Below are 10,718 nucleotides of genomic sequence, written 5' to 3' on the forward strand. Positions count from 1 at the left end.
GCTGACGCCGTTCTCCGCCAACAGGATCGACTCCTCTGGCACGCCGGTGCGCGCCGCGAGCTTGGCGTTGGCCCGCAGCATCCGCCAGGTTCCGTGCACCGGCATCACGTTGCGGGGCCGCACACCGTTGTAGAGGAACAACAGCTCGCCGGCGTAGGCGTGCCCCGAAACGTGCACGCGCGCTTGGGCGTTCGTGACGACGCGGGCACCGATCTTGGCGAGCTCGTCGATGACGCCGTAGACCGCCTCCTCGTTGCCCGGGATCAGCGACGAGGCCAGGACCACGAGGTCGCCGGAGGTCAGCGTGATGCTGCGGTGCTCACCGCGCGACATCCGCGACAGCGCCGACATCGGCTCGCCCTGGGTGCCGGTGGTGATCAGCACCACCCGTTCGGGTGGCATCATCTCGGCGGCGCCGATGTCGATGACGTCCGAATCCGCCACCCGCAGAAAACCCAGTTCACGGGCGATGCCCATGTTGCGCACCATCGACCGTCCGACGAACGACACCCGCCGGCCCAGGGCCACCGCCGCGTCGATGATCTGCTGCACGCGGTCGACGTTGGACGCAAAGCACGCCACGATGACGCGCCCGTCGGCGCCGCGGATCAGCCGGTGCAGCGTCGGGCCCACTTCGCTTTCCGACGGCCCGACCCCGGGAACCTCGGCGTTGGTGGAGTCACACAGGAACAGATCCACCCCGGCGTCGCCGAGGCGGGACATGCCCGGCAGGTCGGTGGGCCGGCCGTCGAGCGGCAGCTGATCGAGCTTGATGTCGCCGGTGTGCAGGAGCGTTCCCGCGCCGGTGTGTACGGCGATCGCCAACGCGTCGGGGATGGAATGGTTGACGGCGAAGTACTGGCATTCGAAGACACCGTGCGTGCTTCGTTGCCCCTCGGCGACCTTGACGAACGCCGGCTTGAGGCGGTGTTCCCGGCACTTGGCGGCGACCAACGCCAGCGTGAACTTCGACCCGACGACCGGGATGTCCGGGCGCAGCTTGAGCAGGAAGGGGATGCCGCCGATGTGATCCTCGTGGGCGTGGGTGAGCACCAGCGCCTCGATGTCGTCGAGCCGGTGTTCGATGTGGCGGATGTCCGGGAGGATCAGATCGACACCCGGCTCGTCGTGGGTGGGGAACATCACCCCGCAGTCGATGATCAACAGACGGCCCAAATGCTCCAGGACCGTCATGTTGCGGCCGATCTCGCTGATCCCGCCCAGCGCGGTGACCCGCAACCCACCGGCGGCCAACGGACCTGGTGGAGCGAGGTCTACATCCACTGGCGAGCCACCCTTTGGTTCGTTTCCCGGCTCATCCGAGCACCGAGGCCGCGCGCATGTCCGCGGCGAGCGCCTCGATCTGCTCGGTGGTCGCCGGCATCTGCGGCAGTCGGGGATCACCGACGTCGACGCCTTGCAGGCGCAGGCCGGCCTTCGACATCGTCACCCCGCCCAGCCGGGCCATCGCGTTGCACAGCGGGGCGACGGCGGCGTTGACCTTGCGGGCGGTGGCGACGTCACCGGAACCGAAGGCGGACAACAGTTGCCGAAGCTGACCCGCGGCCACGTGGGAGATCACGCTGATGAAACCGGTGGCGCCCATGGCCAGCCAGGGCAGGTTCAGCGCGTCGTCTCCGGAGTAGTAGACCAACCCGGTCTCGGCGATGATCTGCCCGCCGCTGTGCAGGTCGGCCTTGGCGTCCTTGACGCCCACGATGTTCGGGTGCGCCGCCAGCGCCCGGATGGTGTCCGGCTCGATCGGAACGACGGACCGCCCGGGGATGTCGTAGAGCAGCACCGGCAGGTCCGTCGCGTCGGCGACGGCGGTGAAATGCGCGAACAGACCGGTCTGGGGCGGTTTCGAGTAGTACGGGGTGACCACCAGCAGGCCGTGGGCGCCCTCGGCCGCGGCCGCCGTGGCGAGCCGCACGCTGTGCGCGGTGTCGTAGCTGCCGGCGCCGGCGATGACCCGCGCGCGGTCGCCGACGGCCTCCAGCACGGCGCGGAGCAGTTCGCGCTTCTCGTCGTCGGTGGTGGTCGGGGACTCGCCGGTGGTGCCGGATACCACCAGGCCGTCGCAGCCCGCGTCCACCAGATGATTGGCCAGGTGCGCCGCCGCTGCGGTATCGACCGAGCCGTCGGGGCCGAATGGAGTCACCATCGCGGTCAAGACGGTTCCCAACCGCGCCGGGGCGTCAAATCCGACGGTGCTCACGGTGTTCAGGTTACCTGGCGGCGGCAAGGTGTTTAGCACCCACGCGGGCACCGCGCGGGAGTCAGGCCTCGGTGGCCAGTGGACTGGTCGCGACCTCGGTGCCGTCGGCCAGGGTCGAGATCTCGAAGTCCGCGAACACCGCCGGTGCGGCGCCGGTCAGCTGCCGCAGGCACTCGATGGCCAGCCGGCGGATCTCGAGGTCGGCGTGCTCGCTGGCGCGCATGGCGATGAAGTGCCGCCACGCGCGGTAGTTGCCCGTCACGACGATGCGGGTCTCGGTGGCGTTGGGCAGCACCGCGCGGGCGGCCTGGCGGGCCTGCTTGCGGCGCAGCACCGCGGTGGCCTGGTCGGCGAACTTGGCCTCCAGCTTGGCGAGCAGCTCGGCGTAGGTGGCGCGGCTGGCGTCGGCGGCCGCGGTGAGGATCTCGACGAGCTCGGGATCGTCCTCCATGCCGGGCGGGACGACGACGCGCGAGTCGTTCTCCGGCACGTAGCGCTGCGAGAGCTGGGAGTAGGAGAAGTGGCGGTGCCGGATGAGTTCGTGCGTGCACGACCGCGAGATGCCGGTGATGTAGAAGGAGACGCTGGCGTGTTCGAGCACCGAGAAGTGCCCGACGTCGATGATGTGTTTGATGTATCCGGCGTTGCTGGCGGTGCGCGGATTCGGCTTGGACCAGCTCTGGTAGCAGGCCCGGCCCGCGAACTCGACGAGCGCCGGGCCGCCGTCGGCGTCGGTGTCCCACGGCACGTCCGGCGGCGCCACGAACTCGGTTTTGGCGATCAGCTGCACCCGCAGCGGCGCGGTCTCGGCCACGGGCTCACCCTAGCCGGGCGGCCTCCGGGATCCCCAACTCAGCCGGACCCCTCGCGTCCGCGGCGCCGACGCGCCGCGATCAGCCGGCGCGCTTGGCGGCGGCGCGGAGCTCGGCGGCGAGATCGCCGCGGTCGGCCACGCTGACCCCGCCCAACCCGAGCCATGACGCCATGGATTCCAGCTCGCCGGCCAGCGCCTCGGCGACGCGGGGCCGCGACACCTCGGGTTCGCCGAACGCGCCCACGACGCGCAGCGAGTCGGCCGCCCGATCCGCCTTGAGGTCGACCCGGGCCACCAGCTGCCCGTCCATCAGCAGCGGCCAGACGTAGTAGCCGTATTGGCGCTTGGCGGCCGGGGTGTAGATCTCGATGCGGTAATGGAAGTCGAACAGCCGCTCGACGCGGGGCCGGAAGAAGATCAGCGGATCGAACGGGCACAACAGCGCGGTGCCCCGGTCGCGGCGGGGCACCGTTCGGCCGGCCCGCAGGTACGCCGGCGCGGGCCAACCGTCGACGCTGACCTGTTCGACCTCTCCGGCCGACACGAGGTCGGCGAGTGCGGGCTTGACCTGACGGGCGGAGAGCCGGAAGTAGTCGCGGATGTCGGCCTCGGTGCCCACGCCGAGCGCGGTCGCGGCGCGCAGCACCAATTGGCGCACCGCCTCGTCGTCGTCGACCTGGCGGGCCAGCACGTCAGCGGGCAGCACACGCTCGGACAGGTCGTAGTGCCGCGCGAACCCGACCCGGGTGGCGGTGGTGAGCACGCCGGCCGCGAACAGCGCCTCGGCGACCCACTTGGTGTCGCTGCGGGTCCACCACGTGCCTTTCTTCCGGCGCGGCTCGGCGGCCAGGTGGGCTTCGATCTGCCCGGCGGTGCTGGGCCCCAATTCGGCGACGGCGGCCACCACATCGTTGACGAGCTGTGGATTCTCCTTGACGATGTGGGTGCCCCACCGGCCGTGCCGGTACTGGCGCATCCGCCAGCGCAGCAGCGGCCAGTCGTCGACGGTGACCAGCGCGGCCTCGTGCACCCAGTATTCGGCCAGCAGCCGCGCCGAGCGCGGACCCCAGGCCGCGCGGTCCAGGACGTCGCGGTCGTAGGGGCCGAGCCGGCTGAACACCGGCGCGTAGTGCGCGCGAACGGCCACCGACACCGAATCCAGTTGCAGCACCTGGATGCGCGCCATCAACCGTTTCAGGTGCGCGCGCGTGACCGGACCGGTCGGCTTGGCATCGGTAAAGCCTTGCGCCGCAACGGCTATCCGCCGCGCCTGGGCGACGGACAGCCGCTGAGTCGACACGCCGCTGAGACTACCGTTACTCAGGACGGGTTCAGCGACGCCGCGAGCGCACTCACCGCGCGCCGACCTTCTGCCCCGACGCGGCCGCGCCGTTCGCCGGCTCGCCCTGTCGTTCCTGGTACGCCGATTCCAGGGCGGCCGGCACCGGCTCCAGGTCGCGGTAGACGACCATCAGCTTTTCGAGCACCGCGATGCGTTGCGCAGTGGCCTCTTCGACCGCCCGCCGAGCCTCCTCGCGGTCCCGGTCGGCCTTCTGCTTCGCCTCGGCAAGAAGCTGTTCGCGGGCCTGCTGCGCGTCGTTGCGCAGGGCGGCCAACTCGGCCTCCAGCTGTTTGCGGGTCTCCTCGTATTCGGCCTCCAAGGCCTCGCGTTGCGCGGCCATGTCCGCCAGCACCTCGTCGCGCTTGCGTTCGGCCGCCTCGGCCTCGGCCTCGGCCGCCGCGATCAGCGCCTCCGCCTCGGCCCGCGCCTCGGCTTGCATCTCGGCGATTTCGTCGACCGCGCGCCGCAGCATCTTGGCCATCCGTTGCTGTACCGCGTGCGGCGAGGGCGAGGTGTCCGTCAGGACGGCGACCTCCTTGCGCAACGCGGCCGCTTCCTCGCCGGATTCCTGTAACCGGGCCCGCAGGCTTTCGACGTCGTCGATGAGCAGCCGTTGTTTGGCCGTCAGCGTCTCGACGTGCGCGTCGACCGCGGCTTGGTCGTAGCCCATGAACTTGCGAGAAAACGTCTTGGCAGGTTCGGATATCACTGATGGTTCTCCTTCCAGATAACGCCTGCTAGACGTGTTGGTGATCGACCCCCGTGTCCGAGTATGTCAGGTGTGGGCGGTCGGGTTCGCGGGCCGACGGTAGCTGTGGAAGCGATACCGCAGCCCGCAGCGGCTGGTGAGCCACTCCCCCGTCTCGCCCAGCCAGGAGTCGTCGAGCACGGGCGCCAGCGCGTCGTCGTCGTCGCGCGGCAGTTCGATGTCGACCTCGGTGACCTCGCACCGGCTGGCGAGCGGCAGGGCGAGCACGTAGACCTGCTCGCCGCCGATCACCCAGGTGTCGGTGCCACCGCCCTGGGCGGCCGCCAGCGCCGCGTCCAGCGAGTCGACCACTTGGGCCCCCGCTGCGGCGAAGTCATCCCGGCGCGACAACACGATGTTTTCGCGGCCGGGCAGCGGCCGCACCCTGGCCGGCAACGACTCCCAGGTGCGCCGGCCCATCACCACCGGGTGCCCCAGGGTCACCTCCTTGAAGCGGACGAGGTCCTCAGGCACGTCCCAGGGGATGCCGCCACCGCGACCGATGACGCCAGACGTCGACTGGGCCCACACCAGGCCCACCGAGGACGTCATACGGCGACGGGCGCTTTGATTGCCGGGTGCGGATCGTAGTTGGTGACGACGACGTCCTCGTAGGTGTAGTCGAAGATCGAATCTCGTTGCGCCAGAACCAGTTGCGGGTACGGTCGCGGTTCGCGGGTGAGCTGCAACCGCACCTGCTCGACGTGGTTGTCGTAGATGTGACAGTCACCGCCGGTCCACACGAATTCGCCGACGGCCAAGCCTGATTGGGCGGCCATCATGTGGGTGAGCAGCGCGTAGCTGGCGATGTTGAACGGCACGCCAAGGAAGAGGTCGGCGCTGCGCTGGTAGAGCTGGCAGCTCAACCGCCCGTCGGCGACGTAGAACTGGAAGAACGCGTGGCACGGCGGCAGCGCCATCTGCGGGATTTCGCCGACGTTCCACGCCGAGACGATGATGCGCCGTGAGTCGGGGTCGGTGCGCAGCAACTCGAGTGCCGCGCTGATCTGGTCGACGTGCTCGCCCGTCGGCGTCGGCCAAGACCGCCATTGCACGCCGTAGACGGGGCCGAGATCGCCTGTGGGGCTTGCCCATTCGTCCCAAATGGTGACGCCGTTGCGTTGCAGCCATTCGACGTTGGAATCACCGCGCAGAAACCACAGCAACTCGTAGACCACCGATTTGAGGTGCACCTTTTTGGTGGTGAGCAGCGGGAAGCCGGCCGACAGGTCGTAGCGCAGTTGCTGGCCGAACAGGCTGCGGGTGCCGGTGCCGGTGCGGTCGGATTTGGCCGTGCCCCGTTCGAGCACCAGGCGCAGCAGGTCCTCGTAGGGGGTGGGAATCGGCACGCGGTCAGCTTAGCGGCGATCGCAAGCGCGGCGAAGCCGGCGCGCGTGGGGGCACCTCCCGCTTGCGGGGGCGGGTCGACGCCCTCCAATTCCGCGGCGAAACGACGCGGTGCATTGGTCGGCGATCGTGCGGAGTAGAACGAGTGGATGCCCAACGTCATCGACACCATCACCACCCCCGACGGCATCTGCACGGTGCACCTGTTCACCCCGGGCGGCCCGGAATCGCAGGTCCCGTGGCCCGGCGTCATCATGTACCCGGACGCGGGCGGCGTGCGCGACACCTTCCAGCAGATGGCGGCCAAACTGGCCGACTACGGCTACACCGTGCTGCTCCCGGACGTGTACTACCGCGATCCCGACTGGGCCCCGTTCGACATGGCGACGGTATTTGCCGACGAGCAGGAGCGCAAGCGGCTTTTCCGCCTGATCGGCAGCGTCACCCCGGATCGGATGGCAAGCGACGCTTCGGTTTTCTTCGATTATCTTGCCGCCCGCCCGGAGGTGAGCGGTGAACGATTCGGCGTGTGCGGCTATTGCATGGGCGGGCGCACGTCGCTGGTGGTGGCGGGCCGGGTCCCGGATCGGGTCGCCGCGGCGGCGTCCTTCCACGGCGGCGGCCTGGTGACCGACGCCGACGACAGCCCGCACCTGCTGGCGGACCGGATCAGCGCCACGATTTACGTGGGCGGTGCGCAGGACGACGCGTCGTTCACGCCCGATCACGCCGAGCAGCTGGACAAGGCGCTGACGGCGGCCGGCGTGCCGCACACCATCGAGTGGTACGCGGCGGGCCACGGCTTCGCGGTCCCCGACAACGGCCCCTACGACGCCGCCGCGGCCGAGCGGCATTGGCAGGCTATGACGGACGTCTTCGGCTCGGCGCTGCCTCGCTAGGCGGGTTCGACCGCGGGTCGGCGGTGTCGCTGGACGCGGATTTACGGCGGGTCACCTCGTCGACCAGCAGCGCCGCGGCCAGCGCCGCACCGTCGCTGCGCACGGCCGACGCCACGGCGCGCGCCCGTGCCCGCGCCTCGGGCGTCAGGACCGCCCGCAGCGGCGCCGACAGGGACTCGACGCTGGGAATGGGGCCGTCGTGCGCGGCGCCGATTCCCAGGCGGGTCACCCGGCCGGCCCAGTAGGGCTGATCGGCGCCCTGCGGGATCAGCACCTGCGGCGCCCCGGCCCGCGCGGCCGTGGTGGTGGTGCCGGCACCGCCGTGGTGCACGACGGCCGCCACCCGCGCGAAGAGCGCCTGCTGGTTGACCTCGCCGACCGCGAAGCAGTCGTCTGAGTCGTCGACCGGGGCCAGGTCTGCCCACCCCTGGGCGAGTACCACACGGCGGCCCTGCGCGCGGACCGCCTCGATGGCCACCTGGGCGACGTCCCGCGAGGCGCGCATGGGCATGCTGCCGAATCCGACGTAGACGGGCGCTTCGCCGGCGTCGAGGAACGCCGTCAAGTCCGGGGCCAGCGGACGCCGGTCGGGCAGCAACCACGCGCCGGTCTGCACCACCTCGATGTCGCTGGGCCGCTGCCACGGCCCCAGCGTCGGGTCGACCGCCAGCCACGGCCGGCCGGTGATCCCGTAGTCACGCACGTTGTCCACCGGCGGCAGCCCGATCGCCGCCCGGTGACCGTTGAGCACGGCGCCGAACAGCGTCTGCATGGACTGCGCGTCGACCTGCCAGAGCACCCGGTGGTCGATCAGCCCCACCGGGAACGCGCCGTTGGCGTAGGCGGGCGGCGGGAAGTGCGGCGACGGCAAGATGGTCGGCTGGTAGCTGGCGTAGACGTAGTCGGCGCCGATTGCCTCGGCCACCGACCGCACGGCCGCCGAGACGGGCGGAAAGCCGGTAGACACCAGCGCGTCGCATCCCGCGGCCGCGGTCGCCACCGTGTCGAATTGAACGGCGATCAGCCCGTCGAGGTGCCGGCGCAGGTCCTCCTCCGACGGCAACGGGCCCGTCTTCATCGCGCGCAGCGGCTCCCCGAAGGGCGCCAGCGGGACACCGACATCGCCCAGCAGGGTCGCGAACTCCTCGTCCGGCGGCGCGCAGACCAGCACCTCGACGCCGCGGGCCTGCAGCTGCAGCGCGAGTCCCGCCAGCGGCTCGACGCCCCCGCGGGAGTCGTAGGTCGAGAGCAGGACACGCAATTCGGCGACTCACTTCCGCAGGTTGATCGGCCGACCTTAGCGTCGGCGTCTCTGCGGGATTACCCCCGCGAGGCCGGGACTTCTCACCGAACGGCGAAACCAGAGGTCCGGCGCCGCGCAACCTAAGAATCATCGCGACCACAACGCTGGCCCGCGATCATGGCCCCGCAGTCGTCAGCGGGCGCTGCAGGCGATCGTCACTGCGAACCGCCGGGCCGCGCCTGGAATCCCTGCGCGGCGCCGAGCAGCAGGCCGCCGTCGATCACCATGGTTTCGCCGGTGATCCAGCTGGCCGCGTCCGACACCAGGAACGCCACCGCGGCGGCCACGTCCGCGGGCTCGCCGATGCGTCCCAGCGCGATCGACGACGCGAGCGGGTCCTCATTGTCCTTCCACAGCGCCTCGGCGAGCCGGGTGCGGACGACGCCCGGTGCGATGGCGTTGACCCGCACCCGCGGTGAAAGTTCCAGGGCCAGTTGCTTGGTGGCGTGGATCAGCGCCGCTTTGGTCGCGTTGTACATGCCCATTCCCGGCGACTGATGCAGCCCGCCGATGGAGGCCGTGTTGACGATGGCCCCGCCGTGCTCGCCCATCCACGCCTTCACGGCGAGCGAGGTCCACAACAGCGGCGCCCACAAGTTGACGTCGAAGATCTTGCTGAACCGGGCGTGGTCCTGGTCGATCAGGGCGCCGAACGCCGGGTTGGTGCCGGCGTTGTTGACCAGGATGTCCAGGCTGCCGAACCGCTCCAAGGCGATGTCGACGCAGCGGCGGGCGGCCTCCTCGTCGACGGCGTGCGCTCCGACGCCCAGGGCCTGCCCGTCCACCTGCACCGCCGCCTCGTCGGCCGCTTCCTGCTTGCGGGCGGTGAGGACGACGCTGGCGCCCGCGGCGGCGAGTTGCTGAGCGATGGCGAGGCCGATTCCACGCGAGGCGCCCGTGATGATCGCGGTGCGGCCGGTCAAATCCAATGAGGTCATAGAGTGCGCCTTCTCTCGCGTAAATCGGTTAACTGAAGATGTTTGTCCCGAAGTTTTAGTGGTATGCGACACGCATGTTAGCGAAATTAACCTTTGCGAAAACCCTTGCTGCCGCCGGGGCAGCCGCCGCCGCGATCGCCGCAGCTCCGGCCGCGACCGCTGACGTCATCGCGGCCGGCCCGGCGTCCGTGTCGGGCGCGCCGACCCACGTCGTGTTCAAGGACGACCCGGGCGGCGGCGGTTGCGACGGGAACGGCAACTGCGGTGGCGGCGGCCAATTCAACGGCCCGGGCGGCGGACCCGGCGGGCAGGGCTGCGTCCCCGGCGTCGGCTGCGGCGGTGGCGGCCAGAACGCCGGGCCGGGCGGAATCCCGGGCGGCAGCGGATGCCTTCCCGGTGTCGGCTGCGGCTCCGGCCACGCCTGAGCCCCTCACCTGCTCGCTGCGCCCGCGCCTCTCGGCAGCCTGGCGATCCAGGCCCGGGAGGCGGCGGGGTCGATGACGTCGTCCAGTTCGAACGTGGTGGCGGCGCGTAACGCCTTGCCGTGGTCGTAGGCGCCCGCTACCAGGCGCTCGAAGAGCTGCTGGCGTTCGCCCGGATCGGTGACGGCGGCGAGTTCCTTGCTGAAGCCGAGCCGCACGGCGCCCTCGAGGCCCATTCCCCCGATCTCGCCGGTCGGCCACGCGACGGTGAATCGCGGCGCCCGGAAGGACCCGCCGGCCATCGCCATCGCGCCGAGCCCGTAGGCCTTGCGCAAGATGATCATGCCCAGCGGCACCGTCAGCTGCGCGCCGACCACGAACAGATGGCCGAACCGGCGCACCGCGGCCTCCTTCTCCGCCTCGGGCCCCACCATGAAGCCCGGTGTGTCGCACAGCGCGATGATCGGCAACCGGAACGACTCGCACAGCGCGAGGAAGTCGCCCGCCTTGTCGGCGGCCTCGGCGTCGATGGCGCCGCCCAGGTGGTGGGTGCTGTTGGCGATCAGCCCGTAGGCCACGCCTTCCACCCGGACCAGCGCGGTGACGATCCCGACGCCGTAGTCCGCCCGCAGCACCAGCGCGGAACCGACGTCGACGATCGACTCGATCGCGCGGTGCACGTCGTAG

At 70.5% G+C, this 10,718-nt stretch carries 12 protein-coding genes; 2 read left to right on the forward strand and 10 right to left on the reverse strand.

All coding sequences use genetic code 11. The features are described from left to right. The 7 genes from A5714_RS02435 to A5714_RS02465 form a co-directional block, all read right to left on the reverse strand. On the reverse strand, positions 1-1,284 hold a 1,284-nt coding region (locus A5714_RS02435), incomplete at its 3' end, for a ribonuclease J (protein WP_068282439.1). Between the two features lie 31 nt (positions 1,285-1,315). Next, positions 1,316-2,218, reverse strand: coding sequence for a 4-hydroxy-tetrahydrodipicolinate synthase (dapA, locus tag A5714_RS02440; RefSeq protein ID WP_068074745.1), 903 nt, complete (start codon positions 2,216-2,218; stop codon positions 1,316-1,318). A 61-nt stretch (positions 2,219-2,279) separates the two neighbouring features. Beyond that, entirely contained in the window at positions 2,280-3,032 is a 753-nt protein-coding gene (gene thyX / locus A5714_RS02445; protein ID WP_068282412.1) for an FAD-dependent thymidylate synthase, read from the reverse strand. A gap of 79 nt (positions 3,033-3,111) precedes the next feature. Further along, on the reverse strand, positions 3,112-4,332 hold the full coding sequence (locus A5714_RS02450) for a winged helix-turn-helix domain-containing protein (protein WP_068282415.1): 1,221 nt from the start codon (positions 4,330-4,332) through the stop codon (positions 3,112-3,114). Positions 4,333-4,384: 52 nt separating this feature from the next. Beyond that, positions 4,385-5,083 (reverse strand): DivIVA domain-containing protein, encoded by a 699-nt coding sequence (locus A5714_RS02455; RefSeq protein ID WP_068074677.1) that lies wholly within the window; start codon positions 5,081-5,083, stop codon positions 4,385-4,387. Positions 5,084-5,149: 66 nt separating this feature from the next. After that, positions 5,150-5,674: a dihydrofolate reductase gene (locus A5714_RS02460; RefSeq protein WP_068282417.1), complete on the reverse strand. Its 525-nt coding sequence runs from the start codon at positions 5,672-5,674 to the stop codon at positions 5,150-5,152. Next, positions 5,671-6,471 carry a thymidylate synthase gene (locus tag A5714_RS02465; protein ID WP_068282419.1) on the reverse strand — a complete coding sequence of 267 codons (801 nt, stop codon included), beginning with the start codon at positions 6,469-6,471 and terminating at the stop codon, positions 5,671-5,673. The genes A5714_RS02460 and A5714_RS02465 overlap by 4 nt, the downstream gene beginning before the upstream one ends. A gap of 147 nt (positions 6,472-6,618) precedes the next feature. Between A5714_RS02465 and A5714_RS02470 the strand changes: the two genes are divergently transcribed. Beyond that, the gene (locus A5714_RS02470; protein WP_068282422.1) at positions 6,619-7,368 is read left to right on the forward strand and encodes a dienelactone hydrolase family protein; all 750 of its coding nucleotides are present in this window, start codon (positions 6,619-6,621) and stop codon (positions 7,366-7,368) included. On the opposite strand, the gene A5714_RS02475 is transcribed toward A5714_RS02470, so the two are convergent. Further along, a complete protein-coding gene (locus A5714_RS02475; RefSeq protein ID WP_068282425.1) occupies positions 7,331-8,629 on the reverse strand; it encodes a glycosyltransferase in 1,299 nt (432 codons plus the stop codon). The two genes, A5714_RS02470 and A5714_RS02475, sit on opposite strands and share 38 nt — an antisense overlap. Before the next feature lie 197 nt (positions 8,630-8,826). Beyond that, entirely contained in the window at positions 8,827-9,609 is a 783-nt protein-coding gene (locus tag A5714_RS02480) for an SDR family oxidoreductase (RefSeq protein WP_068282428.1), read from the reverse strand. A 74-nt stretch (positions 9,610-9,683) separates the two neighbouring features. Here A5714_RS02480 and A5714_RS02485 point away from each other — a divergent pair, with 74 nt between their 5' ends. Beyond that, positions 9,684-10,034 (forward strand): PE-PGRS family protein, encoded by a 351-nt coding sequence (locus A5714_RS02485; RefSeq protein ID WP_068282433.1) that lies wholly within the window; start codon positions 9,684-9,686, stop codon positions 10,032-10,034. 5 nt (positions 10,035-10,039) lie between these two features. On the opposite strand, the gene A5714_RS02490 is transcribed toward A5714_RS02485, so the two are convergent. After that, positions 10,040-10,718: carboxyl transferase domain-containing protein (locus A5714_RS02490; protein WP_304528497.1), on the reverse strand; the 679-nt coding region annotated here is incomplete at its 5' end.

It is taken from the genome of Mycobacterium sp. E2462, assembly GCF_001672685.1.
In the GTDB taxonomy this organism is placed as follows: Bacteria; Actinomycetota; Actinomycetes; order Mycobacteriales; family Mycobacteriaceae; genus Mycobacterium.

What these genes read in the sequence shown, in the direction of transcription:
- A5714_RS02460 (WP_068282417.1), bottom strand. Translation starts at nt 5,674, where the DNA reads ATGACGTCCTCGGTGGGCCTGGTGTGGGCCCAGTCGACGTCTGGCGTC.
- A5714_RS02470 (WP_068282422.1), top strand. Translation starts at nt 6,619, where the DNA reads ATGCCCAACGTCATCGACACCATCACCACCCCCGACGGCATCTGCACG.
- A5714_RS02480 (WP_068282428.1), bottom strand. Translation starts at nt 9,609, where the DNA reads ATGACCTCATTGGATTTGACCGGCCGCACCGCGATCATCACGGGCGCC.
- A5714_RS02485 (WP_068282433.1), top strand. Translation starts at nt 9,684, where the DNA reads ATGTTAGCGAAATTAACCTTTGCGAAAACCCTTGCTGCCGCCGGGGCA.